Here is a 14198-nt window from a genome sequence, read left to right as displayed (position 1 = left end):
GGGGCACGTGATGACGGCCGGTGAGCACACCCCGGACGTGCCGGGACACAGGATCACCGGGGCGGTGACGACAGGGCGGCCGGGCCTGTTCCACGCGCGGGCGGAGCGGACCGGGGCGGCGGTGCTGGTCCGCGTCCCGCGCGGCGCCCAGGACCCCGACGCGCCGTACTCGGTCGTCGGGGAGGAGCCGCCGGACTCCTACGCCGTGCTGCTGGGGCGCGAGGGCGCGTTGGCGGCCGACCACGTCGTGGAGGTCGGGCTCGAGGTCGCGGCCGAGCTGGAGCCGCTACACGAGGCCGGGATGGCGCACGACCTCATCAGCCCCCGGACGCTGCTCATGCGGGGTCCGGGCGCGGAACTCGCCGCGACCCGCGGTCCGGCGCTGTCGGCGGGAGACGCGTTCTCCCCGCTGGTCCTCGGCAGGGAGAGCGTGGAGCACCTGCCGCCCGAGGCGTTCGACGGAGGGCGGGCCACGCCGAGGTCGGACGTCTACCGCCTGGCGTCGACCCTGTGGACCCTGCTCGCGGGGCGCGCGCCCTACTCGCGCGCCCCGGGGGAGTACGTCTCCTTCGAGGCGTACCGGGAGCGCGTGGCCGGTTCCGAGGGGCCCGGCGCGCCCCGGACGGGTCTGCCGCGCGGGCTCGACCGGGTGCTCCGCGTCGCCATGGCGCGGGTGCCGGCGGACCGCTACCCCGACGCCCGCGCGTTCGCCTCGGCCCTGGCCGCGGTCCGCGACGGCATGTCGGAGGACGACGCCCCGGACCGGCCCGGACCGGTGGCGTCCACCGGGCTACCGGCGGCCCCGGAGCCTCCGGACCCGGTGCGGGACGACGTGGTGGAGGAGGAGGCGTGGACCGGCGCTGGGTCCGGCTTCCCGGGTGACACCGTCGTGCCGGAGCCGGAGCCGGAGCCGGTCGTTGTCGAGCCGGACGTGCCGGAACCCCTGGACGCGCCGGGGCCGGTGCGGGACGACGTGGTGGAGGAGGCGTGGACCGGCGCCCGGTCTGGTCTCCCGGGTGACACCGTCGTGCCGGAGCCGGAGCCGGTCGTTGTCGAGCCGGACGTGCCGGAACCCCTGGACGCGCCGGAGCCCGAGCCGGAACCGGAGCCCGAGCCGGTCGGACTGGAGTCCACCGAACCGGAACCTGTCGCTCCTGAACCGGCCGCGCCGGAGCCCGAGCCGGAACCGGAGCCCGAGCCGGGGCCGGTGGAGCCTCCGGAGCAGAGGCCGGAGGAGCAGCCGGTCGCCCCCGCCCCGGAACCGGCGGCGTCCCCGACGTCCCCGGTGCCCGCCGGGACGCGGACCGCCGAGCCGGAGGAGGAAGCGGCCTCCGAGGCGGCGGACGGCTCCCAGGCCGCTCCCGACGGGCCTTCCGAGGCGGAACGCGACCACGTGGAGGCGGCGGAGACGTCGGCGGCGGTCGAGCCGGAGCGGGAGACCGGAGCCGCCTCGGAGGGGGCGGACAGCGGGGCCCCGGTTTCGGTGCGGGAGCCGGACGGCGTCGCGCGCCCGCTGACCGCGCCGTTCGGGACCGCCGCGCGGACCCGGGCGGCGGCGCCGGACCCTGTCGGGGAGGCTCTCTTCGCGGCGGTTCCGGACGCGGGCCGAACCGGAAGGGGGAAGCCGCACGCGGCCCCCGCCGTCGAGCGCGTCGCGAAGGACCCCGACGCCGGGGCGGGCGCCCCGCGCGCGGCCGCCGACACCGGGGAGCGCTCCGGGTTCGGCCGCATGGTGGTCGCCGCGACCCTGGCGGCGAGCATCGTGATCGCCGTGGTCGGCACGGTGGCACTGGTGACGGCCTGGTTGGTGCTGCCGGGGGGCGGAAGCGGACCGGCCGCGCCGACCGCGCCGACCGCGCCGCCCTCTCTGGCGACGCTGCCCTCGGAGGCGTCCCAGAACCCCCGGTGGACGCCCACGGAGGTGCGGATCGTCGCCGACGACCAGGAGACGCTCACCCTGGCCTGGACCGACAACTCCCAGGGCCGGGCGTCCTACCACGTGGTCGGTGGTCCGGTCGGTACGGCTCCGGGAACCCTGGCCCAGGGGGAGCCGATGACCACCAGGATGGAGATCAGCGGGTTGAACCCGGCGTTCGACTACTGCTTCACCGTCGTCGCCGTCGTCAGCGTGGACGAGGTGGCCCCGTCCGAGAACGTCTGCACCGACCGCTTCCGAGGCGTCTGACCCGCCGGACCCCGGGACACGGGAAGCCCGCCGCGCCCGGGGCCGCGGCGGCCGCTTCCCGCGCGGTCCCCGCCGGGGCTCAGCCGTCGAGGAACTCCGCGAGGACGGGCGCGAGCCTCTTCGGCGCCATGGCCACCGCGCCGTGGTTCAGACCTGGGAGGGTCCGGTGCTCGGCGGCGGGCAGCACCCCGGTCAGGGCCCTGGCGGCGCTGTGGAAACCGGCCGGGCTCGCGCCGCCGGTCAGCACCAGCGTCGGTGACGCCGCCGCCGACCACTCGTCCGCGTCCAGCGGCCCGCCGCGCTGGGTGTCGCCCATGACCGCGATGTCGTAGGGAAGGGTGTGCGCCAGGGCGGTGAGGCCCGACCACACCCCCGGCAGCAGCCGCATCGCGCCCACCATGAACGCGGGCATGCCCTGCGCCTCGGTCATGAAGTCCTTCACCGCGTCGCCGCGCCTGCCGCCGGCCAGCAGCGTGTCGACGCGCGACGCGAAGCCCTCCGGCGGTCCGAAGCCGTCGGCGTCGACCGAGAACGGCGGCTCGTGGAGCGCGAGCCGCTCGACGGCCAGCCCGGCCGCGGCGGCCCGCAGGGCGAGCACCGCGCCGGACGAGCTGCCGAACAGCGAAGCCGAGCCGCCGACCTGGTCGATCAGCGCCGCGATGTCCTCGATCTCGCGGTCCACCGCGTAGACCGCCCCGTCCCCGCTCGAGCCCCGGCCGCGGCGGTCGTAGTTGACCACGGTGAACCGCCGCGCGAGCAGCCGGGCGAGCTTCCCGGCGTCCCTGCGGTCGGCGAGCGCGGAGGAGACCAGGATCACCGGGCGCCCCTCGCCGACGCGCTCGTACGCGATCCGCGTCCCGTCCCCGGAGACGACCGTCGATTCCACCGGGGCTTCCTTCTTACCGGTCATGGGCATGGGTGCTGCTCCGTTTCGGATGTTCCGCCGTACTGTCGACTGTGTGACGGCGGTCGGCCGGAAAAGGAATCGCTCCCGCGGCGATCGGTCACGAACGGCGTGCGCCGCCGCTCACGGCAGGACCAGGGGCAGGCCGAACGCCTCGAACCGGCGCGGCTCGAACGACGTGATCGCGGTGACGCGGCCGCCGTCGATCCGCAGCACGTCCAGCACCTGCGCCCGGTACTCCCCGGTCAGGTCCCTCGTCTCCTCCGCTGTCGGGTACTGCGCGTAGTACGCGACCGCGGGCTGCAGGTTCGCCCTGGTGGGCACGCCGCGCCAGCGGCCGTGGTACAGCGGCGAGCCCCGGTCGAAGACCTGCCCGGTGAGGGCGACCAGCGCGTCCCGGCCGGCCAGCCACGCCGGGTGCGGCGGCATCGTCACCCGTACGTCCTCGGCCAGCAGCCCGGCCAGCGCGTCGAGGTCGGCGCGCTGGTGCGCCTCGACGTAGCGCCGCAGCAGCGCCCGCTCGCCCGCGTCCGGCTCACCGGACGCCGCCCATTCGTCCCGGCGCGGCGGCAGGTGCCGCCTGAGTGTCGCCCGCGCCCGTTGCAGCGCGCTCTTCACCGACGCCACGCTGGTCTCCAGCAGTGCGGCGGTCTCGGCGGCGGGCCAGCCCAGAACGTCCCTGGTGATCAGCACCGCCCGCTGCCGGGCGGGCAGCTGCTGGATCGCCACCAGGAAGGCCAGTTCGACCGTCTCCCGCGCGACCGCCGCGGCGGCCGGCTCCGCCTCGTGGGAGACCGGTTCCAGCAGCCGGTCCGGGACCGGCTGCAACCACGGGACGTCGGCGGGCGGCGCGGTCGCCGCGTCCGACCCGACCAGCGGCGGCACCCGGTGGGGGGACGCCCGCCGCCTGTCCCGGTCGATCAGGTCGAGGCACGCGTTGGTCGCGATCCTGTACAGCCAGGCCCGGAACGTCGACCGCCCCTCGTACGTCTCCCGTCCGCGCCACGCCCGCAGGAACGCCTCCTGGACGACGTCCTCGGCGTCGTCGTACGAGCCCAGCATGCGGTAGCAGTGCACCCGCAGCTCCCACCGGTGCCGTTCGAGCAGTGCGCCGAACGCACCGTCGTCGGCCGGCGCGGCCGTCACGCCGTCCTCCACCGCCACCCCCCGTGTCCGACGACAATGCCGGGTACGACGGTAGCCGCCCGCGGACCGGGCCCTCCCCGCCACCTGTTCCCCGGGGCAGGGCCCCTCCCGGGCGGGGCTGATCCGGATCCCCTCCACCAGTAGGTCCAGCACCTGGTCGAAGCGCGGGGACCACGGGGCGGGGGCGTCAGGCGCGTCCAGCGGCGCGGCGATGTCGTTTCCGGTATACGCCGTCCTCGTCGTCAGCCTCACCGTCCGCTTCTCCTTCGTTCTCAACTCCTCCAGGGACGGCCGGCCGCCGTGATCGCCCGCACCGCGGTCAACACCGCCTCGGGTCTCACGCCGGCCGCGGTCGTGTCCGGTCAGTCTGGCAGGGGCAGGAGTCCGCGCCGGTAGGCGGGGACCAGCCGGTAGGGGACGCGTGCGGTGCGGCCTTCGACGGTGATCTCGACCAGGTGGGGGCGCTCGGCCTTCCAGGCGGACCTGCGGACGCGCGTGTTGGACCGGGATGTCTTGCGTTTGGGGACTGCCACGAGGGCTCCTGTTCGTCAGTGGCGGGCGTGGACGGGGCCGGGTGGGTGCCGCGCTGGTCGGGGCGTTCGACCCGGCCCGAGATGTCAGCGCTCCTCGCGGTACTCCACGTGGCGCCGGACCTTCGGATCGAACTTGCGCAGTACGAGCCGCTCAGGGGTGTTGCGGTGGTTCTCCCGGGTCACGTAGGCGTAGCCGGTCCCGGCTGTGGACTTCGGCTTGATGATCGGCCGCGTCCCGTCGCGTGCCATGGCGGTCCTCCTTGCTGTGATCGGGAAGTGGACGAGACTTTTTGGAAATGATAACCGTTTTCTCAATATTCGCGAGTCTCGCCATGTCCGCCATCGGCGGGGCCGGGCCGATGGCGGGAGAGGGGAAGGGAAGCGGCTTCCTTCCCGGATTCAGCGGGACGCCTGGAGGCAGGCGCCGGAGAACCGGCAACCGGATGACTCTCTGTTCACCGGTGGGCAGAACGCGGCGCGCCTCGTTCGCGAGGCGCGCCGGTGGACTGGTCAACGCGAGAGGCGGCAACCCGGCAGAGCGACGGCACGGCGCCGTCGCCTCGCTCGGTCCGGGGAACCGCGAAGCCGGTCCCCGGGAGGCGCGGCCTCAGCGGGATCACATCCGGGCGAGGAGTCTGACCTCCACCAGGAGTTCGGGGAACGCCAGCCGCGGTGTGCCGATCATCGTGCTCGCCACCTGCGGGTCCGGTCGCCCGTAGGCCTCCTTGCGCACCGGGCCGGCCGCGGCGTCTCCCGCGTCGGCGTCGACCACGTAGATGACCTCGTCGACGACGTCGTCCAGGGAGGCGCCGAACCTCTTCAGCAGCCGCGCCGCGTTGGCGTAGCACTGGCGCATCTGCGCGGCCGTGTTGGTGAAGTCGGTGACCCGTCCGTCGGGTCCGACCGGTGCCGGGGCCACGAGTTCCGTTCCCTCGTGTGCCACCTGGCCCGACAGGTAGATGGTGTCCCCGTGCTTGACCGCCTGGACGTACCCGTAGCTTTGCTCCCACGGGACGCCGAAGGATTCGACCGTATTCTTGCTGACCATGGTTTTTTCCTGTTCGACCGGTTGTGTGTCCGGTGGAAACGCTACGGACGCGCCGGGACGCGGACCAGATCCGATCGTGCCGTCCACGGCAAGCATCGTGCCGGGTGGGCGCTCCGGGAACCCGTCGCACGACCCGGTCACGGGGCTGGAGGAAAGAGGGAAGAGCGTGGAGCCGAAGGACGCAACCGTGGTCGTGGGGGTCCTCGCGATGCCGCGCCTGTTCGGACTCGACGTCACGATCCCGGTTCATGTCTTCGGCCGCCACCCGGCGTATCGGGTCATGGTCTGCGGTGACGGGAACGAGGACCGCCCCGGGGGGCGGGAGTCCGCGTCCCTGGACGAGGCGGTGGCGGGTGTCCGGACGACCCATCCGCTCGGTGACGCGGTCGACGCCGACATCCTGATCGTTCCCGGGTACGGGGAACCGTACCTGCCGGTTCCGGAGCGCTACCGGAGAACGCTGCGGGTCGCCTACGAGCGGAGAGCGCGCATCGTCGGCATCTGCACGGGCGTGTTCGCCCTCGCGGACGCCGGCCTGCTGTCGGGTCGTACGGCCACCGTCCACTGGCGGTACGCCGAGTACCTGCGGGAGTGCTTCACGGACATCGAAGTCGTCGGGAACCGGCTGCTCGTCGAGGACGGACGCGTCCTCACCTCGGCGGGGGCCAGCGCCGGAATCGATACGTGCCTGCACCTCATCGAGGCGGACCTCGGGACGGCGGCCGCGGACGGAGTAGCGCGGGAGGTGGTCACGGAGCCCGCCCGACCGGCGGAGAAAGCGCAGTACAGCACCGCTCGGCCGCACACCCGTGAGACTCTGCGCGCCACGCTCGGCTGGGCGGCCGACCATCTCGGGGACCCCATCACCGTCGCGGTCCTGGCAGAGCGCAGCCGCATGTCGAAGCGGACCCTCGTCCGGCATTTCGTTCGTGAGACCGGGATGCCGCCCATGCGGTGGGTCACGCTTCGGCGGATCGTGGCCGTGCGCCGATTGCTGGAGGTCACCGACTGGACGATCGAGAGGATCGCGGCGGAGACGGGGTTCGGCTCCCCGGTGAACCTCAGGACGATCTTCCGGCGCGAGGTGGGCGTCACCCCGAGCGCATACCGCAGGATGCGTGGAGCGGACGCCGGCCACGCGGCGGAGGACCCGCCCTGAGCGCGTGGTCCGGAGTGCGGCCCAGCCGTCGTTCGCCGCCCGCCGCCCCGGCGGACTTCCACCGGGGCGGAAACGGCCTACGTCACGCGGTGTGCTGGTAGGCCGGATAGGTCAGGTAGCCCTGGTCGCCGCCCTGGTAGTAGGTGGCCTCGTCCGCCGGCGCGATCGGCAACCCGATCCGCAGACGTTCGACCAGATCCGGGTTGGAGAGGAAGGCGCGGCCGAAGCTGATCAGGTCGGCACCTTGGCCGAGCCAGCGCTCGGCTCCCTCCCGGTCGGTCTGCTTGGATTCCCCGGGCACGGACGGGTTCATGATCAGCGTCCCCGGCCAGGCCCGACGCAGCTCCAGCAGCAGCTCGTCGTCGACGGTCGCCTCCAGGTGGACGTAGGCCGGGCCGAGGCGGGTCAACTCCCGGAACAGGGCGGTGTACAGGTCGAGCACGTCCGTCTCGGACACGCCCCAGAACGCCCCGCCCGGCGACAGGCGGATACCGGTCCGGGCGGCGCCCACGGCGTCGATCGTGGCGGCCACGGCCTCTACGACGAACCGGATGCGGTTGGGTATCGACCCCCCGTACTCGTCCGTGCGCAGGTTGGCGTTGGAGGAGAGGAACTGGGAGATGAGGTAACCGGTCGCCCCGTGCAGTTCCACCCCGTCGAATCCGACCCGGACGGCTCTACGAGCGGCTTCGGCGTAGGAGCGGGCGTGCAAGGGCACTTCCGAGGTCTCCAGGGCGCGCGGAACCGGAGTGGGCCGCGGTCCGTTCGGGGTGAACACCTCGCCCACCGCGGCCACGGCCGACGGGCCGACCGGGTGTGTGCCGGTGGTGTCGGGGTGCGAGACACGGCCGCCGTGCATGATCTGGGCGAAGATCCGGCCGCCGTTGGCGCGCACGGCGTCGGTGACCTGCCGCCAGGAGTCCGCCTGCTCGTCGGTGCTGAGGCCCGGTGTGCCCGGATTGGACTGACCGACCTGGTTCGGGTGCGCCCCCTCGGTGATGATCAGGCCGGCGGAGGCCCGTTGGGCGTAGTAGGCGGCCATGGACGTCGTCGCCCGACCGTCGGCGGTGGCGCGCACCCGGCTCATCGGCGCCATCACCACCCGGTTGGGCAGGGTGAGCCCGCTGAGTCGGTAGGGCCGCAGGAGTGTGGACACGGGAAAGCTCCTTCGCGTATCGGTGCCCGTGTTGGGACCAGCGGATACGCTAAATCCTCACATCGATGTGAGGGGCAAGTGAGGTGTCGTGGTTCACAGGGGAGAGACGATGAGGATCGGGGAGCTCTCGAAGCGGACCGGGGTGAAGGTGCGACTGCTGCGTTACTACGAGGAGAAAGGCCTGCTCGTGAGCGCCCGCAGCGACAGCGGTCAGCGCCGGTACACCGAGGCCGCGGTCGACCGGGTGGCGTTCGTCCGGCGGTTGCTGGTCGCCGGGGTGCCCAGCCACGCCATCGCCGAGATGCTGCCCTGCGCGGAAGCGCCCAGTCAGGAGACCATTGACCAGGCGATGGGGCGCCTGGCCCGGGAGCGCGACCGCATCACCGGGCACATCGACGACCTGGTTCGGGCCAGGATCGCGATCGACGGTCTGATGGAGACCGCTCGCGAGAATCGGGAGCGTCTGTCCGCGAGCCCGGAGGACTGACCCGCGGACCGCCTTCGCACGGTCCGGACGCGGGAGGCTCGACTGGCGCCGGGGAGGGGAGGAAGGTGCTCCGGGTGGAGGAGCCCGCGTGTTCAGCGGCTCCACCGAAGCCGGTACATGCCCGAGCCTCCATCACCCCCGGAACGAAACAGTCCGGTCCGCCACGTCTCCGGTGAGGAGTGCCTCCCCCGGCCCGTCAGCGGCGCGGGCGGGCCGCGAGCCCGTCGAGGAGCACGCCGAGCTGCCGTTCGAACCTCGGGGGGCCGTCGTCGCGGAGGTGCCCGGCGGCCTTGACCAGTTCGGCGCCGTCACCCAGCCACGCGTCACGCCCGGCGAGCGAGTAACGGTCCGGGTCGGCGCCGACCGGCTGGCCCCGCTCCTGTTCCTCGATGACGAAGCCGATCACGAACGCGGTGACCAGGTCGAGGGCGTCGTCCGCCTCGGCGAGCGTGAACCCGGCCGCGGTCAGGCGCGCGAGCCAGGGCTCCTTCGCCTTCACCACCTCCGGGTCGGAGATCCGCGTGCCGCTGAAGATGCGCGCCCCGTCCCGGTAGAGCAGGTACTCCGAGCGCAGGACGCGGGCGTAGGCGGCCACGTCGTCACGCCAGCCGGCACCGGGAGCGATCCCCGAGAGCGCGTCGGTGACGCGGCGCATGACGACCGTGCTCATCTCGTCCAGCAGTTCCCGCTTGTCGCGGACGTGCCAGTAGAGCGCGGGGGCTTTCACGCCGAGCCGGGAAGCGAGCGCGCGGACGGTGAGGGCGTCCATGCCCTCCTCGTTGAGCAGCTCGAGCGCCGCCGCCACGATCCGCTCCCTCGTGATGCCTTTTGCCACGGTTGACAGCTTAACAAAGTTCAGGCAGGTTTGGAGGCGCCAGAATTGAACTTAGTTAAGGAGTGCGCCGTGCGTGCTGCCGTCGTCAACAGCCCCGAATCGCCCCCCGTCTGCGCGGAGTTCCCGGACCCGGAACACAGGCCCGACCGGCCGCCGCTGCGTCTCGTGGGCGCGGGTCTGCACCACGTCGTCCGCGGGCTGGCATCCGGCCGCCACTACGGCAGCGAACACGCGTATCCCCTCGTACCGGGAGTCGACGCCGTGGCCCGGACCGAGGACGGACGGCTGGTCTACACGGGGCTCGCCCGGTCGCCGTGGGGCACGATGGCCGAACTGCTGGTCACCCCCTTCGAGGTGGAACTGCCCGCCGGGGCCGACCCGCTCGCGGTCGCCGCCGGCATGAACCCCGCCATGTCGGGATGGATGCCGCTGACCGCCCGCCGTGAGGAGGCGGGCGAGCCGGGCACCGTGCTGGTGCTCGGCGCGACCGGCGTGTCGGGCGGCCTGGCAGTCCGGGCGGCGCTGTCCCTCGGCGCGAAACGGGTCGTCGCGGCCGGGCGCGACCCCGAGGCGCTGGAGGCGCTGCGCGGCCTCGGCGCCGTCACCGTCCCGCTCGCGGCCGCCGCACCCGAAGCCTGGGCGGCCGCCCTCGGCGCGGTCGTCGCCGAGGCGCAGCCCGCGCTCGTACTCGACTTCGTGTGGGGCCCCGTCGCCGAGGCCGCCTTCGCCGCTCTGGGCAGGACCGGAACGGAGGACGACAGCGCGCCCGTCGACTACGTACAGATCGGCTCGCTCGCCGGAACCGAGGCGGCCCTGCCCGCGGCGCTGCTGCGCAGCCGGCGGATCCGGATCAGCGGCAGCGGTACGGGCTCGGTCTCGAAGGCCCGGGTGATCGCCGAACTTCCCGAGATCATCGCCCGGTTCGGCGACGGTACCTTCGACGCGCCGTACACCGTCTATCCGCTCAGCCGCGTCGGCGAGGCCTGGGCGCACCAGGGGCGCGCCCGCGCCGTCATCGTCCCGGACTGATCGGGCCCGGTCCAAGGAGAACGGAGAACGGCATCATGCGAAAGCGCGCACTGGTCGTCGGCCTGGGCATCGCGGGCATGGCCGCGGCGATCGGGCTGCGGCAGGCCGGCTGGACACCGGTGATCGTCGAACGGGCCCCGGAACGCCGGAGAGGCGGTTACTTCGTCGGACTGATGACGGAGGGCAGGCAGGCGGCCGTCGCCCTCGGTATCGCCGACCACCTCCACACCCGCAATCCGCCCGACGGCGGGAAGGCGTGGTCGCTGGACCGGCGCGGCAGGCGTGAGCCGGGCGTGGGTTTCCTGCACCAGCCGGGCGACCCCGTGGCGGTGGTCCGCGGCGACATAGAATCAGCTCTCTGGTGGAGCGCCTGCGGGGACGGGACGGACGAGCCCGTCGACGTGCGGTTCGCGACCACACCCGTCGAGATCCACACCGTCGGCGGCGACGTGCGGGTGCTGTTCGAGGACGCCGGCACCGGCGCACGGTACTCCGAGGGCTTCGACCTGGTCGTCGGCGCCGACGGGCTGCGGTCGAGCGTGCGCCGCACGGTCTTCGGCCCGGACGAGGACTACATGACGGACTGGGGCGCGATGGTCTGCGCGTTCCAGCTCCAGGAACAGGTGCCGTCCTTCGCCGAGGCGGACAGTGTCATCAGCGCCCGCGCGGGCCGTGCGGTGTGGGTGTTCGGGCTCGTCGACCGGCCCCCCACCGTCCTGCTGACCTACCGCACCGAAGACACCCGGAAGCAGTTCTCCGGGTCCGCGGTCCAGCGCCTGCGCACGGTATTCTCCGGGATGGACGATCCCGCGGTGCGGCACGCCCTGGCGGCCCTGGAGAGGACGCCGGAGTTCCTGTTCGACTCGGTGCACCAGGTGAGGATGCCCCGGTGGAGCAGCGGACGGGTCGTCCTTCTGGGCGACGCGGCGTGGTGTCCGAACCTCTACTCGGGGATGGGGGCCACAACCGCCCTCCGCGGTGGCGCCGAGCTCGGCAGGGCACTGCTGGAGTCCCCGGACGACCTCGACGCCGCCCTGGCCGCCTGGGAGTCGGGGCTGCGACCGTTCGTCAGGAGGCACCAGCGGATCGCGCGGCTGAAGCAGCAGATGTTCGTGCCGTCGAGCCGTCCCGTCGAGGAACTCCGCTCGGTGGTCCTGCGCCTCGCCTGCGCGGCGAGGGAGCGCAGGTCGGCGAAGGCCCGTGCCAGGGCGTCGGCGTGAACGAGACGGACCGTGCGGTCGCGAGCCTGCCTGTGAAGTACACATCGCCTGTGGAACACGAGAACCAGGAAACGGGGAACACCATGACCGTGGCCATCGCTGAGCATCCGTGGGACGGGGAGGACGGCGTCCGGCTGCGCCGGGCCATGCAGGTCGAACTGGCCGCCCGCTACAACATGCCCGACCAGGAGACCGAGCCGCCGACCGCCGAGACCGTCAGCGTGTTCCTCGTCGCCCGCGCCCCGGGCGGCGACGCGATCGGCTGCGGCGCCCTACGCCTGCTGGACGACGGCACGGCCGAGGTCAAACGGATGTACGTGGCCCCGCAGGCACGCGGCACCGGCGTGGCGACCCGCATCCTGCGTGCGCTGGAGGACCACGCCCGACGGCACGGGGTCAGCTCGCTGGTGCTGTCGACCGGCGTGAAGCAGCCCGACGCGATCCGCTTCTACGAGCGCGAGGGCTATCAACGGACCGACGGCTACGGGCCCTACGTCGGCGAGCCGCTGGCCAGGTGCTTCACCCTCCAGCTCAGCTGAACCGGGGACCGGTCGGGGCAGGGCCCCGCGGCCCTGCCCCGACCTCGCTCGGAATGATCGTGGGCTTTCCGCCCTTCCCGGCCCCGAAGCGGGCGGAAAGCCCAAGACCGCCACCGAAACCCTCACGCAACGGACACCATGGGCGTGGCCTCGGCCTTGAGGCCAAGACGGCGGTGGTCCGTCAGCCGGCCGGGGTTCCCGTCAAGGTGGTTCAGGAGAGGTTGGGTCACGCCAACCCGTCCATCACGATGAACATCTACGCTCATGCGCTCCCGGGCATGCAGGCCCACGCGGCTGAGCAGGTGGCAGCCCTCTTCGGCTGACACGATCCCGTTGCATCCTCCGTTGCGATCCGGGCATGAAAAAAGCCCTGTGACCAGGGCTTTTCATTGTGTCCGAGGGGGGACTTGAACCCCCATGCCCTTAACGGGCACTAGCACCTCAAGCTAGCGCGTCTACCTATTCCGCCACCCGGACAGGGTGGTCTCGGCACCTCAGCGCCGGACAGGACAACCATAGCAAAACTCTGAGGTGCCACGTACACGATTTGCGGAGACGGGGACGATGGTGGGAGGAAGGTCGGGAACCGAGAGAAGCGGAGATGCGGCATGGGTGACAAGGGCGGAGTGAACGGCGCCGGGGCCGAGGTGGCGGATCTGTGCCGGGAGCTCATCGCGATCGACACGTCCAACTACGGGGACCACTCGGGGCCGGGGGAGCGGGTCGCGGCCGAGTACGTCGCGGCCAGGCTCGACGAGGTCGGGGTGGCGAGTGAGATCTACGAGCCGCACCCGGGGCGCAGCAGCCTGGTGGCGCGGATCGAGGGGGCCGACCCGAGCCGGCCGCCGCTGCTGCTGCAGGGGCACCTGGACGTCGTGCCGGCCAACGCCGACGACTGGACGCACCACCCGTTCGCCGGCGAGGTCGCCGACGGGTGCGTCTGGGGCCGCGGCGCCGTGGACATGAAGGACATGGACGCCATGATGCTGGCGGTCGTGCGCCAGAGGCTGCGGGAGGGGCGCAAACCCCCGCGGGACATCGTGCTGGCGTTCCTCGCCGACGAGGAGGCGGGCGGGGCGTACGGCGCGCACTGGCTGGTCAGGGAGCACCCCGAGCTGTTCGCCGACTGCACCGAGGCGATCAGCGAGGTCGGCGGGTTCAGCGTCACCGTCGGCGAGGGCCGCCGGATGTACCTCATCGAGACCGCCGAGAAGGGCCTCGCCTGGATGCGGCTCACCGCGCGCGGGACCGCGGGGCACGGCTCGATGGTCAACGACGACAACGCGGTGACCGAGCTGGCCGCGGCGGTGGCCCGCCTCGGGCGGCACGAGTTCCCCGTCCGGCTGACCAAGACCGTGCGGACCTTCCTCGAAGAGGTGTGCGAGGCGTTCGGCATCGAGTTCAGCGAGGACGACGTCGAGTCCACCGTCGCCAGGCTCGGACCGGTCGCCAGCATGATCGGCGCGACCCTGCGCAACTCGGTCAACCCCACGGTCCTGGCGGGCGGGTACAAGGCCAACGTCATCCCGGGCGAGGCCACCGCCCAGGTGGACGGGCGCTTCCTGCCCGGTCTGGAGGAGGAGTTCTTCGCCGACGTCGACCGGTTGCTGGGGCCCAGGGTCACCCGCGAGTTCATCCAGCACCTGCCCGCCGTGGAGACCGGGTTCACCGGCGGCATCGTCAACGCCATGACCGAGGCCCTGCTCGCCGAGGACCCCGGAGCCATGGCCGTCCCCTACTGCCTGTCGGGGGGCACCGACGCGAAGGCCTTCGCCGAGCTGGGCATCCGGAACTTCGGGTTCGCGCCGCTGCGCCTTCCGCCGGAGCTGAACTTCTCGGGGATGTTCCACGGTGTGGACGAGCGCGTCCCGGTGGACGCCCTCCAGTTCGGAACGCGTGTCCTGGACCGCTTCATCGACCTCAGCTAGGGAACCTCCGGCGCGGGGGCGTTTCAGGC

General features: G+C 72.7%; 14 protein-coding genes and 1 tRNA gene. 7 read left to right on the top strand and 8 right to left on the bottom strand.

The window, feature by feature from the left end; all coding sequences use genetic code 11:
• The first annotated feature begins 10 nt into the window (after positions 1-10).
• Entirely contained in the window at positions 11-2185 is a 2175-nt protein-coding gene (locus tag EV190_RS01550; protein WP_133739586.1) for a hypothetical protein, read from the top strand.
• A gap of 79 nt (positions 2186-2264) precedes the next feature.
• Here the strand turns inward: EV190_RS01550 and EV190_RS01545 are convergent, their stop codons facing one another.
• The 5 genes from EV190_RS01545 to EV190_RS01525 all read right to left on the bottom strand — a co-directional run bounded on the left by EV190_RS01545 (position 2265) and on the right by EV190_RS01525 (position 5816).
• Entirely contained in the window at positions 2265-3071 is an 807-nt protein-coding gene (locus EV190_RS01545; protein WP_243742264.1) for an alpha/beta fold hydrolase, read from the bottom strand.
• Positions 3072-3212: 141 nt separating this feature from the next.
• A complete protein-coding gene (locus EV190_RS01540) occupies positions 3213-4487 on the bottom strand; it encodes an RNA polymerase subunit sigma-70 (RefSeq protein WP_341770502.1) in 1275 nt (424 codons plus the stop codon).
• 110 nt (positions 4488-4597) lie between these two features.
• Positions 4598-4768, bottom strand: a complete 171-nt coding sequence (gene rpmF / locus EV190_RS01535; RefSeq protein ID WP_133739584.1) for a 50S ribosomal protein L32 — start codon at positions 4766-4768, stop codon at positions 4598-4600.
• An 84-nt stretch (positions 4769-4852) separates the two neighbouring features.
• Entirely contained in the window at positions 4853-5017 is a 165-nt protein-coding gene (gene rpmG, locus EV190_RS01530; protein WP_133739583.1) for a 50S ribosomal protein L33, read from the bottom strand.
• Positions 5018-5384: 367 nt separating this feature from the next.
• Entirely contained in the window at positions 5385-5816 is a 432-nt protein-coding gene (locus EV190_RS01525; RefSeq protein WP_133739582.1) for a Rid family hydrolase, read from the bottom strand.
• Positions 5817-5982: 166 nt separating this feature from the next.
• Here EV190_RS01525 and EV190_RS01520 point away from each other — a divergent pair, with 166 nt between their 5' ends.
• On the top strand, positions 5983-6975 hold the full coding sequence (locus EV190_RS01520; protein WP_243742263.1) for a GlxA family transcriptional regulator: 993 nt from the start codon (positions 5983-5985) through the stop codon (positions 6973-6975).
• An 82-nt stretch (positions 6976-7057) separates the two neighbouring features.
• Here EV190_RS01520 and EV190_RS01515 read toward each other — a convergent pair whose 3' ends face one another.
• Positions 7058-8131, bottom strand: coding sequence for an alkene reductase (locus EV190_RS01515; RefSeq protein WP_133739581.1), 1074 nt, complete (start codon positions 8129-8131; stop codon positions 7058-7060).
• A gap of 109 nt (positions 8132-8240) precedes the next feature.
• On the opposite strand from EV190_RS01515, the gene EV190_RS01510 reads away from it, so the two are divergent.
• Entirely contained in the window at positions 8241-8618 is a 378-nt protein-coding gene (locus EV190_RS01510) for a MerR family transcriptional regulator (protein WP_133739580.1), read from the top strand.
• Positions 8619-8814: 196 nt separating this feature from the next.
• Here EV190_RS01510 and EV190_RS01505 read toward each other — a convergent pair whose 3' ends face one another.
• A complete protein-coding gene (locus EV190_RS01505) occupies positions 8815-9453 on the bottom strand; it encodes a TetR/AcrR family transcriptional regulator C-terminal domain-containing protein (RefSeq protein WP_166655349.1) in 639 nt (212 codons plus the stop codon).
• A 69-nt stretch (positions 9454-9522) separates the two neighbouring features.
• Between EV190_RS01505 and EV190_RS01500 the strand changes: the two genes are divergently transcribed.
• Genes EV190_RS01500 through EV190_RS01490 form a run of 3 tightly spaced genes read left to right on the top strand, consistent with a single transcriptional unit; the run spans position 9523 to position 12241 of the window.
• Positions 9523-10482, top strand: a complete 960-nt coding sequence (locus tag EV190_RS01500; protein ID WP_243742262.1) for a quinone oxidoreductase family protein — start codon at positions 9523-9525, stop codon at positions 10480-10482.
• 35 nt (positions 10483-10517) lie between these two features.
• Positions 10518-11702, top strand: a complete 1185-nt coding sequence (locus tag EV190_RS01495) for an FAD-dependent monooxygenase (RefSeq protein WP_133739579.1) — start codon at positions 10518-10520, stop codon at positions 11700-11702.
• Between the two features lie 50 nt (positions 11703-11752).
• Positions 11753-12241, top strand: coding sequence for a GNAT family N-acetyltransferase (locus EV190_RS01490; protein WP_243742261.1), 489 nt, complete (start codon positions 11753-11755; stop codon positions 12239-12241).
• Positions 12242-12633: 392 nt separating this feature from the next.
• Here the strand turns inward: EV190_RS01490 and EV190_RS01480 are convergent.
• Positions 12634-12718, bottom strand: a tRNA-Leu gene (locus EV190_RS01480).
• A 131-nt stretch (positions 12719-12849) separates the two neighbouring features.
• Here EV190_RS01480 and EV190_RS01475 point away from each other — a divergent pair.
• Entirely contained in the window at positions 12850-14169 is a 1320-nt protein-coding gene (locus tag EV190_RS01475) for a M20/M25/M40 family metallo-hydrolase (RefSeq protein ID WP_133739578.1), read from the top strand.
• Positions 14170-14198: the final 29 nt, after the last annotated feature.

This window comes from Actinorugispora endophytica (assembly GCF_004363075.1).
GTDB classification, from domain to species: Bacteria; Actinomycetota; Actinomycetes; order Streptosporangiales; family Streptosporangiaceae; genus Actinorugispora; species Actinorugispora endophytica.
This window is presented reverse-complemented; position numbering and strand designations above follow the sequence as displayed.